This is a genomic window from Salinisphaera sp. PC39 (assembly GCF_040361335.1).
Lineage (GTDB): Bacteria > Pseudomonadota > Gammaproteobacteria > Nevskiales > Salinisphaeraceae > APNM01.
In genome coordinates, this window is sequence record NZ_APNM01000017.1 from 1 (window position 1) to 21619 (window position 21619).

Genomic DNA, 21619 nt, shown 5'->3' on the forward strand with positions numbered 1-21619 from the left:
GATCGACGGGCTGGACCGCAGCGGGAAGCTGTCCGCCCGGGGTTCGGTAAAGGTATAGATCGTGGTTTCGTCGGGCTCTCCGCCACCTGTGACCGAGTCGCTCGTGACAGGCTCGCGCAGGGTCAAGGCCTCGATGCAATCGGCTTCCGGTGCCGACAGGGTCGTCAGACCGGGCACACCGCTGACCGCATCGCTGTATTCGAAGCCTTCGGTATTGAAGGTGTAGAGACAACTGCTCGGATACTGCGCCGTGATGCGCGGTCCGACGACATCGCCGGTGGCACTCTCGGCCGGGGCTTCCAGGCGCAGCCTGAAATTGGTCGTGGCATCGTCGGTCCGATTGACCGACACTGGAAACGAGCCCACGGCGTCGATGTTCAGGCCGCCCTGATCGTTGGTGGTGACGGTGCCCACGGCCTCGGCGTGGAGCACGTTCTGGTTGAAGGCACCGTTACCGCGTTGGTCACTGCCGGACAGGCCGATGTCGAATTGCATGCGCACGCTCAGGGCGCCGTCCTCGGCATAGGGATTGCCGGTGAAATAGGCCGACAGGTCAGTGATGAAGGTGTTGCGCAGCGCACCACTCCGCAGGTTGGCCGGTACCTCGCCGTTGAGCGAGACCGCCAGCTCGGAGACCTCGAAGGAACCGCCGCGCCGCAGCACGACCGGCATGACCTCGCCGAGCTCTTCGCTGTCCAGGATGAGCTGCGAGACCACGGTCTGGATGGACTGCCCCCCCGGCTGCACGTCGAGGTTGTTCTCGCCAAGCAACTGCGACGCGACCTCGATGCGGTTCGCGGTGCTGCCGAGCGGCGCCGCCGCCACCGACATCCGGGTGGGGGTGATGTTGCCGACGCTGCTGGCGACGACGTCGTAGTCGCTCAGGTCGGTGTCCTGCAGCGAGTTGCCGAACACCGAACGCACGTCGCCGGTCAGCTCGACGCTGTAGCTGTCGCCCGAGTTCAGGTCCGCGGTCGGGTCGAAGGACAGGTAGCGGCCCTGCACGTACAGGCTGCCGGCGACCTGGCCGCCGTTCTCGTCGGTGACGTTGAAGGTCTCGCCCTGCACGACCGTGCTGGGATCGACCGCCTCGGAGAACTCGATACGCAGGGTGCTCCACTTCATGAACGGCAGGCCGTCCCGGCCGCTCGCGCGGGTGACCTGGAAACCGTCCGCGGCCGGCTGCACCGGGTCCGGCGCGGTGGTGAAGCGGGCCAGCTCGACGCCGCCGTCGAGGATGACGTATTCGGTGCCGGCGTTGAGATCGTCCGTATCCAGCGCGACGAGGCTGCCCTCGTCGGTGACTTCCGTGGTCGTCGAGATCTCGCCGCCCTCGGCCGTCTCCAGGCTGAGGGAACCGGCCACCTCGTCCGCGCCGTTGTTGGAGAATCGCAGCACGATCTGGGAGCCCACCGGCACGTCGGTCTGACCGTCGTACGGATAGCTGAAGACCAGACCCTGCGGCAGCGCCGCGGACGGCGGGTTGCGATCGCCGTCGTCATCGCCACCGCTGCCGCCGCCATTGCAGGCCGCCAGGACGGTGGCCAGGCCAAGACCGGCGAGCAGGCGGGTCGCCGGGCGTCGCACGGCCCGGAGCCTGAAACCGACGCCGCCTCCGAATCGGCGCCGATCGTTATTGGATTGGTTGTTTGGATGCATAGTCCCTCCGAGTTGCGATTGCCACGGGGCATCCGGTGCCGCGCGGCTTGTCCTTCCGAATGGACACGGCGTGTTGTTCCGGTGCTCATGGGAGCCGGAGCGCTGCCGATATCCGGGATTGGTTCGTGTTGCGGACGCAGGGGTATGGGAAAGGCGCCGGGTGGGTGCATGCTGCGCTTTGTCGCGAGCCGCGGCCGGTCGCGATGTGGCAGACAGGCGGGTAAAGATTCCGATGGAATCGCGCCAGACATCCATGTGCTTATCTCCTCCTCAAGCCTCGGCCGTCCCGCTTCCCGGACCGTGCTCGGTCTCGGTGCGGAACGCTCCCGCGTCGTGGCCTAGGCCTAGGACGGCGCCCGGAAAAAAGCAAGCGTTCAGGCAAGAAAAATTTTCCCAAAGCTTTAAGTAACTGATTTATAACGCCTATAATTTTAGTTGCCACCGTGCAATGTCTCACGGTTCGCGAAATTTCCGTAAATTGAACCTTTTCGGAAAGGGGTGTTTTCGACGATTCAGGGGTCGGTCACGGCCTGGCGGCCCCACCACCAAGCCGACCACGCCATACCGCAACACGCCCGTCCTCCGTCCATGACTTGGCGCCGTCCGGCTGCCCGGCCGACTACCGGACGCGGCCCCGGCGGCAACCGCATCCCGAGTGCCGGGCTTCATCGGCATGGCAGCCGGGGATGCCGCGAACGCTTCGCTTATCCCGGCCTACGGGCTAAAGACGGTAGTTGCAGGTTACGATCTCGATGCCGGATCGGTCGGCCCCACGGCCGACCCTGAGTTCCCTCTCCCCGTCGGGGAGAGGGGTAGAGCCTGCCCCGGACTTGATCCGGGGGTGAGGGGGCCACAAAACAGCGCGGCCGGCCGCGCCCCCCTCTTCCCAACCTTCTCCCCCACGGGGGAGAAGGCTTTCGTGCCGGATCCCGTCTCCAGACAACCCCTGGCCTGACGAACGTTTCCCTGGGCCCCGATAAGACGCTGCGCGTCTTTCCGGGGTGACGGATAGCCGTGGGGCATCATGCAATCCCGGATAGCCGCTGCCGCGGCGTCCGGGACGACAGTCATGTCCCTTTGTGTACCTCCGTGCGCCTCTGTGGTCCATGTTCTTGGCGGCCGTTTGCCGAGGCGCTTTCCGCCGTCGTGATCTTCGGCAGGGGTGGGCTGGAACAAGGGCCGTCTGGCCCGTTTCCGGCAGCTAGAAAATCAACCACAGAGACACAGAGAGCACAGGAGCAAAAGGGCCAAGAAGACTCACCCCATTAAATCTCTGTGTCCTCTGTGCCTCTGTGGTTCAAGATCATTTCTTCCGCAATCGAGAATCATCGGCGGCGTGCCGGGAACGCGTCGCTTATCCCGGCCTACGGTCTCGCCGAGGTGCTTTCCGCCGATGCACCGCGCACCGCATCGGGTCATCGCAATGCCGATCACTGACGGCCGGGGGCACCCCCGCAAGCGCGCGCCCGCCTCCGCATCACGCCGAAGGGCGGTCGCATGCAAGTCGCACAACGGATGTCTCTCATCTCCTACAAACAGGAACGAAAATACCCCTTTCCGAAAAGGTTCAATTTACGGAAATTTCGCGAACCGTGAGACATTGCACGGTGGCAAACAAAATTACGAGCGTTAAAAATCAGTGACTTAAGACTTTGGGAAAATTTTTCTTGCCTGAACGCTTGCTTTTTTCCGGGCGCCGTCCTAGGCCTAGGCCACGACGCGGGAGCGTTCCGCACCGAGACCGAGCACGGTCCGGGAAGCGGGACGGCCGAGGCTTGAGGAGGAGATAAGCACATGGATGTCTGGCGCGATTCCATCGGAATCTTTACCCGCCTGTCTGCCACATCGCGACCGGCCGCGGCTCGCGACAAAGCGCAGCATGCACCCACCCGGCGCCTTTCCCATACCCCTGCGTCCGCAACACGAACCAATCCCGGATATCGGCAGCGCTCCGGCTCCCATGAGCACCGGAACAACACGCCGTGTCCATTCGGAAGGACAAGCCGCGCGGCACCGGATGCCCCGTGGCAATCGCAACTCGGAGGGACTATGCATCCAAACAACCAATCCAATAACGATCGGCGCCGATTCGGAGGCGGCGTCGGTTTCAGGCTCCGGGCCGCGGCCGGCATTGTCGGCACGCTCGTCGTGATGGCGGCGCCGAGCGCGGGCGCCTACAACTTCAATTGGCAAAGCGATACCTTGGGGGACTTCCAGTTCAACTGGGAGAACCGGCTCACCGCCGGCGTGCAGGTACGCACCGAATCCCGTGACGACCGGCTGATCGACAAGACCAACGTCGACGGGCAGTCGCTCCTCTGCGCCGGGCTGCCCGGCGGCAGCCTGTCGGGCGCCTACAACGCCGACTGCCAGTCGCGCGTCGGCGATCCGATCGCCAACCAGCAACTGCTGAACGCCCGCGGCGGCTACAACGTCAACGGCGACGACGGCAACCTGAACTACGACCGCGGCGACATCACCCAGTCGGTGTTCCAGATCCGTTCCGAGCTGAGCGGTACCTGGCGCAACTGGTCGGCCAAGGTCAGCGGCCTGGGCTACTACGACCCGACCAACAACGATTTCGAGACCCACGGCAGCGATCTCGCCTACCCCAACCGGGGCACCAGCCGCGACACCATCGTCATCGAGCGGGAGGACGATCGGCACAGCGACATCGAGGATGATCTCGGCAGCGACCTGCGCCTGCTGGAGGCCTGGGTCGGCTACAGCAACAAGATCGGCGGCATGCCGTTCGACTTCCGGATCGGTAACCAGCGCCTGCGCTGGGGCGAGTCCAACCTGTTCAACTTCAACGTGCTGGACCGCATCAACCCGCTGTCCGAGCGGCTCTATGCCCAGCCCGGCACTCAGGTGCGCGACGCCTTCCTGCCGGTGGGCATGGCCACGCTGTCGGTGAACTTCACCACCAACTTCAGCGCCCAGACCTTCTACCAGTATGACTGGGAGCCCACCGAGCCCGCTCCCTGCGGCAGCTACCTGTCGTATTCCGACGTGGCCGCCTGCGGCGACGGCCCCACGCCGGTCTACCTGAGCGTGGGCCAATACCCGGAGGACCCCTTCGGCCAGTTCGTGCCCGGCGGCGACCAGTCCCTGCTGGACCAGGGACACCGCACGGCCTACCTGGACAGCGAGCGTCGCGGCTACCCGGATGACGGCGGCCAGTACGGCCTGCGCCTGAACTACTACGCCGAGAACCTGAACGGCGGCACCGAGCTCAGCGCCTACGCCATGAACATCCACAGCCGGTTGCCCTACCTGAGCGCGGACGCCGCGGACGAGACCTGCCTGCAGCCCCAGGCGAACGGCAACAACCTGGTCAACAACCTGGACCCCTGCTCGAGCCTGCCCGATCCGCTGACCAAGACCTTCCCGATCACGTCGGTACAGCCGTTCCTGGACTATCCGGAGGATATCCATATCTACGGCTTGAGCGGCACCACCAACATGGGCAAGTGGTCGCTGGCCGGCGAGATTTCCTACAGCCCGAACCAGCCGGCCCAGGTCGCCTACACGGACGTGATCTACGCCGCGCTGCAGCCGGCCTTTCCGGACACCCCGGCCAACTTCGAGCCGGGCATGATGCTCGACGGCGAGAAGGCGGTCCTCCTGCCGACCAACCGCATCGCGGTGCCGGACTACCTGGAGACCCGCTACCGCGGCAACAGCGTGCAGGCCGGCGACACCATCCGCGGCTACGAGCGGCTCAAGGTCGGCCAGATCGACATGACCGCGATCCGCGCGATCGGCGGCAGCAACCTCATCAACGCCGACCAGATCATCTTCGTCGGCGAGGTGGCCATGCTGCACGTGTTCGACCTGCCGGACCTGGACGAGCTGCAGTTCGAAGGCTCCAGCGCGCGCCAGACGCACTACAGCCAGGGCGCGGCCGCCTACGATCCGGCCGTGGACGGCTCGATCCCGCCGAACACGCCCGAGGCCCAGGCCAACTGCCCGGACCCGAGCGTGGGCTGCCGTCCCATCGGCCCGACCGACCGGATCAATCCGATCCAGGCCGACGAGGACAACTTCGCGGACGAGTTCGCCTGGGGCTATCGCATGCGGGCCACCGCCACCTATAACAACGCCCTGCTCGGCTGGGACGTGACCCCGGGCTTCGAGTTCTTCCACGACGTCTACGGCAACTCGATCTCGCCGGGACGCGACATGGTGGAGGATCGCAAGCGGCTGACGCTGACCACGGACTTCCTGTTCAACCAGAACTTCAGCGGCCAGTTCGCCTACCGCTTCTACTGGGGCGGCGGCTACCGCAACCTGCGGCTGGATCGCGACTACGCGGAGCTGTCGCTGTCCTACGCGTTCTGACTCTCGCCACCACGGAAGGTGACTGCGCGGTCGCCCCCTCGACTACCTCTCCACCATGCGATCGCGCTTTTTTATACCGGCCGCCGGCCATGCCGGCCGGCGGCCCTCCCATCGAGGAAACCCGTCCGTCATGACACCGAGCGACAACCAGGTACGCGAACGCATCTGGCTCAAGACACTCGTCGCGCTCGCCACGGTGCCGGTGCTGGCCACCGCCGCCGCGGTATGGGCCGGCTCCGAGCTCGCCGAACTGGCCGCATCGCTGCAAGACGCGGAAGACGCGGAAGACGCGGAAGACGCGCAAGCGGACTCGGCCGACCGGGACGGCCTCTAGACACCATCATGGAGTTGTTTCACATGCATGCACGTACTACCGGATGGCTCGCCATCCTCGCGATCGCGGCGCTGCCGCTGACCGCCCCGGCGGCCGTGCCGCCCGAGAAGGCGGCCAAGCTGGGTGACGAGTTGACGCCCATGGGCTCGAACCCCGCCGGCAACGAGGCCGGGACCATCCCGGCCTGGGAAGGCGAGTCGGTCTGGACCGAGACCCAGAAGAACTACACCCGGGCGGAGCTCGAGCGGCTGCGCCAGGAGGAACCGGACAAGCTGAACATGGTGCAGGGCAACGCGGGCGATGCCGCCAAGCCGCGCTTCACCATCACATCCGACAATTACCGGCAGTACGCCGACAAGCTGAGCGAGGGCCACAAGGCCCTGTTCCGGCTGTACCCGGACTACAAGATGGTCGTGTACCCGAGCATGCGCGGCACCTTCTTCCCGGACGAGGTCAATGCCGCCACCAAGCGCAACGCCACCCGCGCGACGCTCGAGGGCACCGACGACCTGTCGGGCGCCAAGCTCGGTTTCCCGTTCCCGATCCCGAACAACGGCGCCGAGGTGATCTGGAACCACAAGCTGCGCTTCCGCGGCTCGGCGGTGAAGCGCTACAACAACCAGGCCATCGTCGACGCCGACGGCGACTACCAGATCACCAAGCTGATCGAGGACGTGCGCTTCGAGTACGCCAACCTCAACGCCGAGGACCGCGAAGACCACGTGATGGCCTACTACCTCCAGCGCACCCTGTCCCCGGCCCGCGTCGCCGGCCAGATCACGCTGGTGCACGAAATCTTCGGCAAGGGCACCTCCGGCCGCAACGCCTGGATCTACAACCCCGGCCTGGGCCGCGTGAACCGGGCGCCGGAGGTCGGCTACGACAATCCCTCGCTGGGCTCCGACGGCCTCCAGTTCAACGACCAGATCAACATGTTCAACGGCTCCCTGAGCCGGTACACCTGGAAGCTGGTCGGCAAGAAGGAGATTTTCGTCCCGCACAACTCGTACAAGCTCAACGATGCCCGCGTGAAGTACGCGGACATCATCCAGGCCGGCCACATCAACCAGGACCTGCCGCGCTACGAGCTGCACCGGGTCTGGGTGGTGGAGGCGACCCTGCGTGACGGCTACCGGCACCAGTTCGCCAAGCGCCGCTTCTACATCAACGAGGACTCCTGGGGCATCACCATGGTGGACTGCTACGACAGTCGCGGCGAATTGTGGAAGTTCCAGGAGGGCCACCTGGTGGCGGCGCCGTTCATCCCGACCACGACCACCATCCCCGAGGTGATCTACGACCTGCAGAGCGGCCGCTATTTCCTCACGGCCATGGCCAACGAGGACCAGATCAACGACTTCGAGATCCAGTACGACCGCTCGCACTTCCAGCCGAGCAGTCTCAAGCGCATGGGCAGCCGGTACTGAACAACCATAACGACCTCCCTGCGCGACGACCCATGGTCGTCCTCCCCTGGCGTCCGCGGCCTTTCCCGACACCTTCGGCCGCGGGCGTCCTTTTTGTGCGGAGGGAAATCCCCCTCGATCCCCCTTTGGGAAAGGGGGAAGAAGAAATCCCCCTCGATCCCCCTTTAAAAAGGGGGAAGATGGGCGGCCCGGTCAAGGACGTCCCTTGTATCAAGGGGCGGGCGGACCGACAAGCCCCCTGTCATGAACAAGAACGACAGTGCGGCAAGAGTTCCCCCTTTCACACAGGGGGACAGGGGGATTTCCGCGATTTCGCTGACGCCTCACCCATCCCCCCAAAGCCGCAGGCTCTCGCGCTCGAAGTCGCGCCAGTCGTCGATGCGCCGGGCCCGGGCCAGCAGCCAGCGCTCGCGGAACCAGGCGAACGCCTCGTCCGCGCTCCAGGCACCGACGTCGAGACCCGCGGCCCGGCCGGTCAGGAAGTCGCGGGCATTGGCCGCCAGCGGCGCGCAATACACCTCGCGGCGGATGCCGTGATAGACCCAGTGATACGGCAGACCCAGCAGGCGCAGGGCCTTGCCGATGACCTCGCGACGGTTGCGGTAGCCGGTCCCCCAGCCCTCGTGCTTGGCGGTGGCCGGTTCGTGCTCGCGCAGGAACGCGGCCAGCCGTTCGTACAGGTCGTCGCCGAAGTGGAAATCGCCGCTGCCGGCGGTATAACCGACCGGATGCCAGATATCGACCCCGCGGCGATCGCGCAGGCGGGCGTAGAGCGACGAGCGGCCCAGGGCCGAGGTCGTGGTGAGCATGGCCAGACCGTCGTTGAAGCGACGTCCGCCGACCCGGGTACGCCGATCCAGGTAGCGATCCGCGAAGGCTTCCCGGATTTCACGACTGGTGGCGAGCATGGCGATCAACTTGCCGCCGAGCAGGCGGTTGTAGGGCGGCACGGCGCCCAGCACGAAGGCGTCGAGCACATGCCAGAGCCGCTCGCGGCGCTGGCGTTCGTTCCAGCCCACCCATTCGTCCCGCGGTGCCAGGGCGTAGACCGGATCGCCCAAACCGAGCAGGCCGATCAACTTGCCGTTGTGCCCATCGACAACGATAAAGCGTATCCGGCGTCCGTAACCGCGGGATACGGGGATGCTCCAGTGCAGACTGGCATACCGGAACAGCAGTTCCTCCTCGCTACGGCGGGCGACCGGCACCAACACGGGCCGGATACGCGCCGGCACGACGTCCCGGCCGTCCGCGAACCGATCGAGCAGCCGCGACTCGTGCCGCGCCAGCCGGGCACGCGCCCGCTCGCGCCGGGAGGCGACCGCCTGCCGGTTCATCTCGCGCGCCGCGTCCTTGGAGTCGGACGCGCGGCCCAATGCCTGGTTTTCGTCGATGACGAATCCCTGTGACCGGAGCGCCCCGATCACCGCCTGCCGAAGCCCCCTGGCCTCGAGCTCGCCCGCATGCCGAACAGCGGACGCAGATCGGCCCGGCCGGCCCGATTGGGCCGGCGAGTCCCGATCATCCATGATGTCTTCTCCTCGCTAACAAAAACCGCTTTAAAAGCGGTTAAAAAGCCTTTTATAGCTTTTTAATCTATCCTTGCTTTATGTTTTAATTTTATGTTTTAGAAACTAAAAAAGTCAATAGCAAAAAATAATAATGGTTTTGTACAAAAATTGTTCAAAATGCCGCCAATAATTCCAATATGAAGACAAAAAACGAGCCCCGGAACCGGTGCGTGGATTCAAAACGGGGCGATCGCCCCCATGGCCACCCTTGCCCCCTCTCAGCCGGAGAGACTGGCAAGACATGCCCGGAGAGAAGGAACTTGAAACCCCACGCGAAGGGGCCGCGCATCAGACACGAAGACAGGGGACGGCCGGTCGGCCGCACCCGAATCGGATGGCGTGGTAAGGCTAGGCGGGTCGCGGCATGGGCGACACCGGCCGGCACGAGCCGGCCGGTGCGCTCCCATCCCGACAGGGCGTTCGGGTATCCGCGAACGCGCTGTCAGTAACGCAGGCAGATCTTGCCGAAGTGCTTCTGTGACTCCTGGTGGCGGAAGGCGTCGGCGATCTCGTCCAGCGGGAAGCTGCGGTCGATCACCGGGCGGATGCCGGTCGATTCCAGCGCCCGTACCAACTGCTGCTGGTGCTCGCGGCTGCCCACGGTGATGCCCTTAACCCGCAACTGCTTCATCATCATGGTGGCGGTCGGCACCTCGCCGGCCATGCCGGTGAGCACGCCGATCAGCGAGATGTGGCCGCCGTGCCGGCAGGCATCCACCGATTGCGCCAGGGTGCCGGGCCCGCCGACCTCGATCACATGATCGACGCCGTCGCGGGGACACAGGCCGGCCACTTCCTTGCCCCACTCGGGGGTTTCCTTGTAATTGATCAGGTGGTCCGCGCCCAGCTCGCGCAGACGCTCGAGCTTGGCGTCCGACGAGGAGGTGGCGATCACCGTCGCGCCGGCGGCCTTGGCGAGCTGCAGGGCGAAGATCGATACGCCGCCGCTGCCCTGGACCAGCACGGTATCGCCGGCCTTGAGCCCGCCCTCGACGAACAGGCCCCGCCAGGCGGTGACCGCCGCGCACGGCAGGGTCGCCGCCTCCTCCGCGGAATAGCCGGCGGGCGCCCGGGTCAGGGCGGTCTCGGCCACGCAGACGTACTCGCTGGCATAACCGTCGACGGTGTCGCCGGGCACGCAGCCCCAGGTGCTGGCGGTATCCGGCTCGCCGGACAGCCATAGCGGGAAGAAGGTCGCCATCACGGCGTCGCCGGCGGCGAATCCGGTCACGCCGTCGCCGACCTCGACCACCTCGCCGGCGACGTCCGACATGGGAATGCGGCCGTCGTCGGCCGGCAGCGCCCCGGTGACTACCAGGTAATCGTGGAAATTGAGGGAGCTGGCCGCGGCCTTGACCAGGACCTCGCCGGGGCCCGGACGGGGGTCCGCGGCCTCACCCACCTGCAGGTTATCCAGGCCGCCCGGGGCCTTGACCCGTATCGCTTTCATTATCGCGCCTCCTCCTGGCGATGAACCAATGTCGCCGGCCGATTCTGCCGCAAGGTCGATAGTCACACACTACCCGCCGGGCGGCCGGCGGGTAGTTCCGGCCCCCGCCGGCGACAGCGCCCGCGGCTGCCCGCGGGTCGAAAAAAGTGAACATTATTGGCGATATCCGGCGGTATACCGTCATGCGGCGATTTTTTGACGCTCTGTCGCGGCGCAGCATACCGCCCGATCACACCCAGAAACCGGCCTTCCGCCGCGCTCGGCCGAAAGACCCCGATTTGACGGGGGATTGACGCTCCACGAGAGCGCGACATAGGTCACGTTTGCCCGTCCCCCGAGAGCCTGCCGAGCCCGAACCCCAAAGCCTTTCGACCCTTCCGGGGCCGTGCGAAGCTGGTCTGACCGCCAAAACAAGGGCGGTTCCACTATTTCAAAGCAATAGGAGTCTCAGCATGCAAACTATCAAGGAATCCGTTCTCAAGAGCGACGAGGAGACGGGCGGCCTGCGGGACGAGAGCCTGCCGTTCGCGGTGACCCTGGTCCAGGACGAGACCGACCTGGACAAGGCCCTGCGCATACGGCATTCGGCCTACGGCCGGCATGTCCCGGAGCTGGCCGACACGCTCGACAAGCCCGAGCACTACGATCACGAGCCGGGCGTCGTCGTCCTGCTGGCGCAATCCAAGCTCGACGGCGAACCGCTCGGCACCATGCGTATCCAGACCAACCAGTACGGACCGCTGGCGCTGGAACAGTCGGTCACCCTGCCCGACTGGCTGCAGGGCCGGCGGCTGGCCGAGGCGACCCGCCTGGGTATCGCCCGCGGCCGCATCGGACGCATGGTGAAGATCGCGATGTTCAAGGGGTACTATCTCTACTGCCGCCAGAACGACGTCGACTGGATGGTGATCACGGGGCGCGCGCCCCTGGACCGCCAGTACGACGCCCTGCAGTTCCAGGATGTGTTCCCGGACCGCGGCTTCATCCCGATGCGTCACGTGGGCGACATCCCGCACCGGGTGATGGCCCTGGAGGTGGCATCGGTCGAGCCCGGCTGGCGCGCGGCGGGACATCCGCTCTACGACTTCTTCTTCCGGACGCGGCACGATGACATCCGCGTGAGCACGGATCCGCTGACGGAACTGGAGTCGGAGGCGGAAGCCCTGTCACTGGCAACCGGACAGCGCACGCTGTCGAACTGACCCCCCCCCTGGACACCGGCCGGCGGCGCCGCCGCCGGCCGGCTTTCACGCGGCATCCGGGCGCTGCGGCAAATCATTGATGCGTAAGCTGTCTCGGGCGTTTATTCTATCTCTCCGGAGACACGCGCAGCAGGGTGCCGAAATCCGAGTCTTTTCCACAGAGCGGGTCACTGCCGCGACCGACCGGCTGCTGGTCGCCATCGCCTACTACGCGGTGCCGGCGGCGATCGTCCTGTTGTCCGCGGCGGCCGTGGTCTCCAGCGACAGCCTGATCGAGCCGCCGCAACAGCGGGCGCTGACCTTCCGCGTGTTGCCCGACCCCGACGCGGCCCTGAACCCGGCCGAAGCCGTCCGCCGGCTCGGCGACCAACCGCTGGTGGCCCATGTCGACACGCACCGGGCCGAGCACCCGTTCTGGATCGAATTGCCGCTGACGGAGCTCCCGCGGCGCCACACCGTGCTCGAGCTGGCGTCCCGACACGCCCGCGACGCCACCTGCTGGCGCGCCGACGACCTGGACACGCTGGGCAGCGCCGACCGCGCCGGCACCACGGGCGCGATGCGTCACGCCCGGGGCGGCTACGCGCTGCAACTTGCGGCACCACCGGAACGGCCCGCCGCCGTGCTCTGTCGCGTCACCCATTCGGGCCCCGCGCGGATCACCGCCAACGCCTGGCCGCCCCGCGCGCTGCATCAGGCGGAACACGATTTCCAGCGCGGCGCCGGACTGCTGACCGGCGGCCTCCTGACCCTCGCCTTCTTCTCCGTGATCATGGCCGCCATCAACCGCGAGGCGCGCTACATGCTGCTGGCGGGCTGGCTGGTGCTGAACCTGCGCATGAGCGGTCTGTCGCTGGGCTGGGACACCCACTGGCTGGGTGTCGCGGTGCCGCCGGACTGGCTGTCGAGCATGCGCCAGATCACGATCTCGCTCTACTACCTGGTCACGTACACGCTGTTCAGCCAGTTCTTCAAGTCCGATCTGCCGCGGGTCGGCTATAGCTGGCTGCTGCGCATCGGCCAGTGGTCGACCCTATTCCTGCTCGCGTTCGCGCTGGCGGTGCCGTACGCCACCTACCTGCCGGTGATGTGGGCCACGGTCGCCATGGGCATCGCCATCATGCTGTTCCTGGTGGGCCGCACCCTGCTGATCACCCGCTCGCGCACCGCGATCTGGTACAGCGCCGCGCTGGCGGTGGTGTTCGTGGCCTATTTCTCCGAGATCATCGCCGCGGCGCTCGACTTCAAGCTGCTGATCCACACGCTCAACGGCGTGACCGCCGCCCTGGCCTCCAGCGTGCTGGTGGTCCTGGCACTGGCCGAGCAGTTGCGCACCGAGAAGCGCGAACGCATCCGTGCCCAGGAGGCGCTGGGCCGCACCTACGAGGCCACCCCGATCGGACTGTTCACACTCGACGGCGACGGCCGATTCCAGCGCACCAACACGGCGATGCAGTCGATCCTGGGCATGGCCTGCCCCGCACGCGCGGGCGAGCGCTGGTCGGACCACTTCGAGTCCGGTGCCTGGCAAAACCTGCGGACGATCGCGGCCCAGCCCGGCGGCGGCGAGACCGAGCTGCGCGGCCTGCCCGACGAACACGGCAAACGCCCCTGGTACCTGGTGCGCGCCCTGCGTAGCGGCGACCACATCGAGGGTTCGCTGCAGGACATCACGGCACGGGTCGACGCCACCGAGCGGCTGCGCTTCCTGGCCAACCACGACCTGTTGACCGGCACCTACAACCGCCACGGCATCGAGGCGGCCCTGGAGCAGGCCGCGCCCGACGCGGCGCAGAGCCGGCCCGTGGCCGTGGCCTTCCTGGACCTGCAGCGCTTCAAGCTGATCAACGACCTGTACCGCTCGCAGGCCGGCGACGAGGTGCTCAAGCAGGTCGCCGGGCGCATCCGCAACGCACTCGGCGAAAACCACGACCTCGGCCGCATCGGCGGCGACGAGTTCCTGCTGGTGCTGCGCGACACCCCGATCGACGAAGCGGCCCGGATCGGCGAGCGCGTGCTCGGCGCCATTGGCGACAAGCCCTACCGGTTCGGCAACCAGCGGCTGCAAGTGAAGGCCAGCATGGGCGTGATCGAGTTCACCCCGGACATGAGCACCGCCGGCGTGATCTCGGCCGCGCAACGGGCGTGCCGCGAGGCCAAGCGCGGTCATGCCGGGCCGCTGGTGGTGTACGACCGCGACGCGTCCGCGTTCCGCGAGAGCGAGGAAGAGCTCGGTCTGATCAAGCTGCTCGGCGAACGCCGCCTGCCGTCGGGCCTGTACCTGGTGATGCAGCCGCTGCTGTCCCTGCGCCGGCCGGACGAGTCGCTCAACTTCGAGATCCTGCTGCGCATGAAAGACGACGACGGCAATCCGGTGCCCGTCGGCAAGGTGCTGGAGGCCGCCGAGGCCAGCGGCAACATGGCGCGCCTGGACAAATGGGTGCTCACCCGCACGCTGGAGTGGCTGGAGCGCCACCTGCCGTCACTGCCGCGCACGCAGTTCGTCAGCGTCAACTTCAGTGGCGCCTCGCTCAACGACCAGAGCTTCGTGGCGGATGTCCTGGCCATCCTCGCCCGGCACAAGGCCGTGGTGCCGTACCTGTGCATCGAGATCACGGAGGGCGTGGCCCTACACGACCTGCAGTACGCCAGCAGCTTCGTGCAACGCCTCAAGGAAGTCGGCGCCAAGATCGCCCTGGACGACTTCGGCGCCGGCTATACCTCGTTCTCCTACCTGCGCAATCTGCAGGCGGACGCCCTCAAGATCGACGGCTCCTTCGTGCGCAGCATGAACCACCATCCCGCCAACGTGGCGATCGTCGCCGCGATCGTGGAGCTGGCGCACAACCTGGGCATGCGCAGCGTCGCCGAGGGCGTGGAGGACGCGGCCACGCTGGAGACCCTCGCCGAGATCGGGGCCGATTACGTGCAGGGCTATGTCGTGGCCCGTCCGGGGCCGCTGGACACGGCCCTGACCGCCGAGTCCACCACGAGCTTCATCGAGGACCCGGACCTGGTGCGGCACATCCGCGAGCTGGCGGCGGCCCCGCCGGCCGGCGACGGCCGCGACACCGGCAATTACCACTAGTGTCCCGTCTCACAAGCAACCTTGCGTTGCGCGCGGCCCTCGCCCTCATGAGACAAGAAACCTGTGAGACGGGACACCGGGCCAACGCGCGGCCGCGCTTGCCGGCCGCCCCCGGAATGAGGCACAACAGGAGGCCGAGCGCACGAGGGCGACATCCATCTTCGCCACGAGGAGCCCCGAATGGCCTCAACCCCGCACCCGCTGGACCGACTCTGGCGGACCTTCATCTCCGGCCTGGTCACGGTCATCCCCATCCTGGTGACCGTCTACCTGTTGATCTGGGCCAGCCGCACCGCGGAGCGCTTCTTCCGCCCGCTGGTCAAGCTGGTGCTGCCGGACGCCTGGTACGTGCCGGGACTCGGCATCGCCGTGGCCGTCGTGTTCGTGCTGCTGGTCGGCGCCTTCCTCCAGGCCTGGCTGTTCGAACGGCTGGTCGGATTGGGCGATCGCCTGCTGGAGCGCATCCCCCTGGTGAAGACGGTCTACACCGGCGTGCGCGACCTGATGCAGTTCCTGTCCTCGTCGCGCGAGGAGTCGCAGATGCGGCAGGTGGTGCTGGTACGGGTCCAGGAGGACATCCACGTGATCGGCTTCGTCACCGACGACCGCCCGCAACGGACCCTGCCCGAACTCGCCACGGAAGCCGGCGAGGACACCGACCTGGTGTCCGTGTACCTGCCGATGGGCTACCAGATCGGCGGCTACACCCTGTACCTGCCCCGGAACCGGGTGCGGCCGCTGGACCTGACCATCGAGGAGGCCATGCGCCTGGTGCTGACCGCCGGCGTCAACCGCCCCGCGCGGCGGCAGGGCTGAGGAGGCCCCGGCGATGCTCGTCACCCTGCTCCTGATCGCGGTCACCTGCGCGGTATCCATCACCTGCTTCAGCAACCGCGGGATGCTGGAATCGCTGCTGTTCTGGCCGCCCGCGGTGGCGCGCGGCGAGTTCCACCGTTTCGTCACCCACGGCTTCGTGCACGCCGACGGCCAGCACCTGCTGTTCAACATGGTGACGCTGTTCTTCTTCGGCCGCGCGGTGGCGCCGTTCTTCGAGCGCGCCACCGGCCCGGCCGGGTTCCCGGTGTTCTACCTGGCGGGCATCGTAGTCGCGATCCTGCCCAGCTACCTGCGCCACCGGCGCGACCCGGGCTATCGCAGCCTGGGTGCCTCGGGCGCGGTGTCGGCGGTGCTGTTCGCCTACATCCTGATGGCGCCCTGGTCCATCATCTATGTCTTCGTGGTGCCGGTGCCGGCGATCCTGTTCGCCGCGGCCTACACCGCCTACGGCTTCTACGCCGGGCGGCTCGGCGCCGACAACGTCAACCACAGCGCCCACCTCTGGGGCGCGGGCTACGGCATGCTCGCCGCGTTGATCGTCGAGCCCCGGCTCGGACCCCACTTCATCGAGCGTCTGCTGTCGCCGGGTTTCCTGTCGTGACGGCGGCCGCGTCCGCCGGGGCCTTGATCGTGATCGGGGTATCCGGCGTGCCGGCGTAGAACACCACGATCTCGGCCGGGCCGTCGCCGGTGTTACGGCCCGCGTGCCACTTGCCGACCAGTTCCACGATCGAGTCGCCCGCCGACAGGTGCAGGGTCTCGCCCGCGGGCGTCTCCACCGCGAGCTCGCCGCGCAGCAGCACGCCGGCATTGATCACCGGGTGCTTGTGCAGCGGCAACCGCGTGCCCGCCGGGATGCGGATGCGCAGCACCGTGATCTCGGCCGCGCCGGCCGGATACGCCGGGAGGGCATCGCCGTTCCAGCTCTCCCCGGTCTTGGCCAGTGTCTCCACCTCGATCCCGCCGCCGTCCTCGTGACCCGCCGCGGGCACGGCAAGCGCCGCCAGCAGGCAAAGCATCGTCCACTTGCGTCGCATGAATCGGTCCCCTGTCGTGCCGGCGCGCCCGTCGCGCCGCTACCGGGTGATCGGCGGACACCGGCCGCAATTGAGTCCTGGACGCAACCGCTCGCCCAGGCGATATCATCGGGTGGCACCCAACCACCGAGCCGGCCGTGAGTATCCTGCAGCTTCCGCACGCCATCCCCGAGGTCATCCTGATCGACTGGCACGCCACCCTGGTCGACACCCACGACGCCATGTACCACGCCGTCGACGACGTGCTGCCCAAGCTGGAGGAACTGGGCCTGATGGAACGGCTGCTGGAGCCGGAGGACTCCAAGACCCTGGAGGATGCCAAGCTGCTCAAGTACGTGCGCGAGCACCGCCGGCTGCACCCCAAGGTCAAGGCCCAGCGCAAGATTTCGCGCACCGACATCTTCGAGGTACTGTTCGGCGCCGACGCCGACGCCAAGGTCCGCGCGCACGCCGCCTTCGACGATGCCTACCGCAACTACGTGGGCCATGTGGAACCGCTGGAGCCCGACATCCGGCCCCAGCTCGAGCACCTGCGCGAGCTGGGGATCACCCTGGGGCTGATCTCCAACCGCAACCGCGATTTCATGGAGCACGAGCTGGCCATCGTCGACGGCACCGGCTGGGCCGACCTGTTCGACACCATGGCCTGCGGCAACGACGTCGAGCACCGCAAGCCGTTCCCGGACCTGCTGCTCAAGGCCCTGGAGAACCTGGGCCATCCGGCCGACGAGACCTGCTGGTACGTGGGCGACAGCACCACCGACGTGATCGCCGCCAAGCGCGCGCACGTCGCCGCGGTCTTCTACAACGGCGCGCACTGGGACCGGGCCTGGCTGGACAAGATATTCCCCGGCACCACGCGGCATCCGCACCAGCCGGACGCGGTGGTCGACAGCATCCCGGACCTGGTCCGGCTCGCACGCCACATGCTGGCCCAGGGCAAGCGCGTGGCGCGCGCCCGGGACTGAGCCACGACCCCCGGCATTGTCCGGGGAGCGGATGATGTCGTACGCGAGCGCAATCCGGGCGTTTCCCGGGTTGTGAACGAGCGTTCAGGCAATATACCGTTTTACCTGCGTCAAGCGAAAAGGAGATTGCACGCATGCGAAACCATAAAACCCTGATCGCGGCACCGTTGGCGGTGCTGCTGGGCAGCGCGCTGACCGCCGGTTGCGGCGGCAGTAGCGGGGGGAGCGACAACGACGACGGCTCGGCCACGATCGGCGACGCGGTGCTCTTCGGCGCCACCGACGGCACCACCGGCGTCGAGTTGTGGAAGACCGACGGCACCGCGGACGGCACCTCGCTGGTGCGCGACATCAACCCGGCCGGCGATTCCGATCCGTTCAACTTCGTGGTCCTGGACGGCATCGCCTTCTTCACCGCCGACAACGGCGCGGGCGAGGAAGTCTGGCGCTCCGACGCCACCCAGTCGGGCACGCGGATGCTCAAGGACATCAACCCGGCGGGCAGCTCGGACCCGAGCGACCTCGCGGTCTCGCAGGGGCGGCTCTACTACCGGGCGAACGACACCGTCACCGGCTTCGAACCCTGGGTCTCGGACGGCACCTCCGCCGGCACCGAGCAGCTCAAGGACATCAGTCCGGGCGGCAGCAACTCCAACGGCCGCTTCGCCGGCGAGGCCGGCGGCATGACCATCCTGGCCGCGAGCAGCCCGGGCGCCGGCTACGAGCTGTGGAAGACCGACGGCACCGAGGAAGGCACCGAGCTGATCAAGGACATCAATCCCGACGGCGGCGCCTACCTGCAGAACTTCGGCGAGTTCGACGGCGAGCTCTACTTCGGCGCCGAGGACGGCAGCACCGGCAACGAGCTGTGGAAGACCGACGGCACCGAGGCCGGCACCACGCTGGTCGCGGACCTGGTCGACGGGGCGACGGGTTCGTTCCCCAACGGCGGCCGCGAGTTCGCCGCGGTCGGCGACGTGCTGTTCTTCACCGCCGATACCGACGGCGACCCGGACAACGATGACGTCGCGCTGTGGAAGACCGACGGCACCGAGGCCGGCACCACGCTGGTCGCGGAGATCAATGCCGGCGGCAACGACCGCGTGCGCGGCCTGACGGCCTATGACGGCCGCCTGGTGTTCGAGGCCGACGACGGCACCAACGGATCCGAGCTGTGGATCAGCGACGGCACCGAGGCCGGCACGACCATGGTGAAAAACATCTTCGCCGCGGGCGGCAGCTCGTTCCCGGCCATCGCCGGATTAACCGAGTACGGCGGCGAACTCTACTTCACGGCCCAGGACGCCGGCGTCCTGAACTACGAGGTCTGGAAGACCGACGGCACCGAGGCCGGCACCGTGCAGGTGGCCGACATCGGGGCCGGCGTGACCGGCTCGGGTCCCGGCAACTACCGGCCGATCGCGGACGGCGTGCTGTTCACGGCCGACGACGGCGTCACCGGCTGCGAACTGTGGCGCACCAACGCGGCCGGCGACGACGCCAGCCAGGTGCGGGACATCAACGAGGGGGCCGACGACGGCTTCCCGGGTGCCTGCGACATCGACTGACGGCGTTTCCGCGCCATCGTACCGACGGGGCCGGCGCCAGCCGGCCCCGTTTTTCGTTCGGGGCGGGTATCGGCCTCAGGCGTCGCCGGCGGCGGCCTCGGCCGCCACCTCGGCGTCGAAATCGCCCGCCGGGGCGGCGCCGCCCTGGAGCGCGGCGAACATCTTCGGATAGTAGTGCGCGAACGCCGAGAACAGCTCGTCCACCGGCAGGTCGGAGACCGGCTGGCGGGTCGTCAGGTACTCCATGTGGCGCTGGCCGGCGTTGTCGAACTCGTGGAACACCGAGTCCTCGCGGCCGTCCCACTCCAGCGGCTTCACGCCGGCCTTCTCGCACAGGCCCAGGTTGAAGGCCGGCGTGCACTTCACCCAGCGGCCGTCCAGGTGCATCTCGGTGAACCCGTGGTAGCGGAACACGTCCGTGCCCATCAGTTCGTACAGCCGCGCCGAGGTCAGGTGGTTGCGCACGTCGGCGAAGCCGAGACGGGTGGGGATGCCCGCGGCCCGGCCCGCGGCCGCCAACAGCACCGCCTTGCCGATGCAGTAGTGGCGTCCGGCCGCCAGCACGCGGCTGGCGATCAGCGAGTCGGCGTCCGGGCGACAACTGTACGGGTCGTAGCGGATGCCGTCGCGCACCCGGTAGTACAGGGCCACGGCGCGCTCGCGCGGGTCGGTCGCGTCACCGACGGTCTCCTCGACGAACGCCCGGATCGCGGGGTGCTCGCTGTCGAGGTAACGGGTCGGTCCCAGGCAGTCCTCGGGGCCGGGGTCCCGGATAATGGTTTGATCGCTCATGGGGCTTGCGGCGGGTATGCCGCGTGTCGGGGTCGTTGTATCCATTCTACCACTCAGGCCGAAGCCGCCAGGGCCTGTTCCAGGTCCGCAATCAGGTCGTCCACGTGCTCGATACCCACCGACAACCGGACCATGTCCGGGGTCACGCCGGCCGACCGCAATTCCTCGTCGTTGAGCTGGCTGTGGGTGGTGGAGGCCGGCATCGCCGCGCAGCTCTTGGCGTCGCCGATGTTCACCAGCCGGATGAACAGCTCGAGCGAATCGTAGAAACGCACCCCGGCCTCGCGGCCGCCCTCGATGCCGAAACTGAGGATGCCGGAGGCGCGGCTGCCCATGTACTTGCGGGCCAGGGCGTGATCGCGGTGATCCGGCAGGCCGGCGTAGCTCACCCAGGTGACGCGCGGATGCGCCCGCAGGTACTCGGCGATCCAGAGGGTGTTCTCGCAGACCCGGTCCATGCGCAGGCTCAGGGTCTCCAGCCCCTGCAGGAACAGGAAGGCGTTGAACGGGCTCATGGCGCCGCCCATGTTGCGCAGCGGCACCACCCGGGCGCGGGTCACGAAGGCCGCTTCGCCGACATCCTTGGCGTAGTTGACGCCGTGATACGACGGGTCGGGCTCGGTCAACAGCGGGAAGCGCTCGGCGTGCTCCAGCCAGGGGAAGCGCCCCGAGTCCACGATCACGCCGCCGATGCTGGTGCCGTGGCCGCCGATGTACTTGGTGGCCGAATGCACCACGATGTCGGCGCCATGCTCGAACGGCCGCACCAGGAAAGGCGTGGGCACGGTGTTGTCCACGATCAGGGGCAAACCGTGGGCGTGCGCGATCTCCGCCAGCCGTTCGAGGTCGGCGACGTTGCCGGAGGGGTTGCCGATCGACTCGCAATAGACGGCCCGAGTGCGGTCGTCGATGCGCGCGGCGATGCCGTCGAAGTCGGTCATGTCGACGAAACGCACCGCCATGCCCTGGCGCGGCAGGGTGTGCGCGAACAGGTTGTAGGTCCCGCCGTAGAGCTCGCTGATGGACACGATGTTGTCGCCGGCCTGCGCGATGGTCTGGATCGCGGCGGTGATCGCCGCCGCGCCCGAGGCCATGGCGAGCGCGCCCACGCCGCCCTCCAGCGCCGCGACGCGCTGCTCCAGGACGCCGCAGGTGGGATTCATCATGCGGCTGTAGATATTGCCGGGCACCTTCAGGTCGAACAGGTCCGCGGCGTGTTGCGCGTTGTCGAAGGCGTAGGACGTGGTCTGGTGGATCGGCACCGCGACGGCCTTCTGCTCGTCGGGTTCGTAGCCGTGGTGCAGCGCGATGGTTTCGGGCTTCATGTTCGGGTCGGTCCTCG

The 21619-nt window shown here is 67.3% G+C and carries 15 protein-coding genes; 9 read left to right on the plus strand and 6 right to left on the minus strand.

Annotated elements, in window-relative coordinates; translation table 11 throughout:
• The coding region (locus PC39_RS14200) for an Ig-like domain-containing domain (protein ID WP_353254064.1) at positions 1-1587 on the minus strand (1587 nt) is incomplete at its 3' end.
• A gap of 2121 nt (positions 1588-3708) precedes the next feature.
• Between PC39_RS14200 and PC39_RS14205 the strand changes: the two genes are divergently transcribed.
• From PC39_RS14205 to PC39_RS14215, 3 genes are all read left to right on the plus strand, one after another.
• Entirely contained in the window at positions 3709-6003 is a 2295-nt protein-coding gene (locus PC39_RS14205; protein WP_353254065.1) for a DUF1302 domain-containing protein, read from the plus strand.
• 130 nt (positions 6004-6133) lie between these two features.
• Positions 6134-6337, plus strand: coding sequence for a hypothetical protein (locus PC39_RS14210; protein ID WP_353254066.1), 204 nt, complete (start codon positions 6134-6136; stop codon positions 6335-6337).
• Between the two features lie 23 nt (positions 6338-6360).
• Positions 6361-7764: a DUF1329 domain-containing protein gene (locus tag PC39_RS14215; RefSeq protein ID WP_353254067.1), complete on the plus strand. Its 1404-nt coding sequence runs from the start codon at positions 6361-6363 to the stop codon at positions 7762-7764.
• 323 nt (positions 7765-8087) lie between these two features.
• Here PC39_RS14215 and PC39_RS14220 read toward each other — a convergent pair whose 3' ends face one another.
• Together PC39_RS14220 and PC39_RS14225 are read right to left on the minus strand one after the other, a co-directional pair.
• Positions 8088-9293: a Druantia anti-phage system protein DruA gene (locus PC39_RS14220; protein WP_353254068.1), complete on the minus strand. Its 1206-nt coding sequence runs from the start codon at positions 9291-9293 to the stop codon at positions 8088-8090.
• A 484-nt stretch (positions 9294-9777) separates the two neighbouring features.
• Positions 9778-10785: a zinc-dependent alcohol dehydrogenase family protein gene (locus tag PC39_RS14225; protein ID WP_353254069.1), complete on the minus strand. Its 1008-nt coding sequence runs from the start codon at positions 10783-10785 to the stop codon at positions 9778-9780.
• Between the two features lie 452 nt (positions 10786-11237).
• Here PC39_RS14225 and PC39_RS14230 point away from each other — a divergent pair, with 452 nt between their 5' ends.
• The 4 genes from PC39_RS14230 (at position 11238) to PC39_RS14245 (ending at position 16513) form a co-directional block, all read left to right on the plus strand.
• Positions 11238-11987 (plus strand): N-acyl amino acid synthase FeeM domain-containing protein, encoded by a 750-nt coding sequence (locus PC39_RS14230; protein WP_353254070.1) that lies wholly within the window; start codon positions 11238-11240, stop codon positions 11985-11987.
• Between the two features lie 79 nt (positions 11988-12066).
• Positions 12067-15075: a putative bifunctional diguanylate cyclase/phosphodiesterase gene (locus PC39_RS14235; protein ID WP_353254071.1), complete on the plus strand. Its 3009-nt coding sequence runs from the start codon at positions 12067-12069 to the stop codon at positions 15073-15075.
• 180 nt (positions 15076-15255) lie between these two features.
• Positions 15256-15891 carry a DUF502 domain-containing protein gene (locus PC39_RS14240; protein ID WP_353254072.1) on the plus strand — a complete coding sequence of 212 codons (636 nt, stop codon included), beginning with the start codon at positions 15256-15258 and terminating at the stop codon, positions 15889-15891.
• A 13-nt stretch (positions 15892-15904) separates the two neighbouring features.
• Positions 15905-16513, plus strand: a complete 609-nt coding sequence (locus tag PC39_RS14245) for a rhomboid family intramembrane serine protease (protein ID WP_353254073.1) — start codon at positions 15905-15907, stop codon at positions 16511-16513.
• On the opposite strand, the gene PC39_RS14250 is transcribed toward PC39_RS14245, so the two are convergent.
• The gene (locus PC39_RS14250) at positions 16476-16949 is read right to left on the minus strand and encodes a cupin domain-containing protein (protein ID WP_353254074.1); all 474 of its coding nucleotides are present in this window, start codon (positions 16947-16949) and stop codon (positions 16476-16478) included. The two genes, PC39_RS14245 and PC39_RS14250, sit on opposite strands and share 38 nt — an antisense overlap.
• 137 nt (positions 16950-17086) lie before the next feature.
• Between PC39_RS14250 and PC39_RS14255 the strand changes: the two genes are divergently transcribed.
• Together PC39_RS14255 and PC39_RS14260 are read left to right on the plus strand one after the other, a co-directional pair.
• Positions 17087-17917, plus strand: coding sequence for an HAD family hydrolase (locus tag PC39_RS14255; protein WP_353254075.1), 831 nt, complete (start codon positions 17087-17089; stop codon positions 17915-17917).
• 134 nt (positions 17918-18051) lie between these two features.
• Positions 18052-19485 carry a hypothetical protein gene (locus PC39_RS14260; protein WP_353254076.1) on the plus strand — a complete coding sequence of 478 codons (1434 nt, stop codon included), beginning with the start codon at positions 18052-18054 and terminating at the stop codon, positions 19483-19485.
• A 75-nt stretch (positions 19486-19560) separates the two neighbouring features.
• On the opposite strand, the gene PC39_RS14265 is transcribed toward PC39_RS14260, so the two are convergent.
• Together PC39_RS14265 and PC39_RS14270 are read right to left on the minus strand one after the other, a co-directional pair.
• On the minus strand, positions 19561-20277 hold the full coding sequence (locus tag PC39_RS14265) for a transglutaminase-like domain-containing protein (RefSeq protein ID WP_353254077.1): 717 nt from the start codon (positions 20275-20277) through the stop codon (positions 19561-19563).
• Positions 20278-20330: 53 nt separating this feature from the next.
• On the minus strand, positions 20331-21602 hold the full coding sequence (locus tag PC39_RS14270) for an O-acetylhomoserine aminocarboxypropyltransferase/cysteine synthase family protein (RefSeq protein WP_353254078.1): 1272 nt from the start codon (positions 21600-21602) through the stop codon (positions 20331-20333).
• Between the last annotated feature and the right edge of the window lie 17 nt (positions 21603-21619).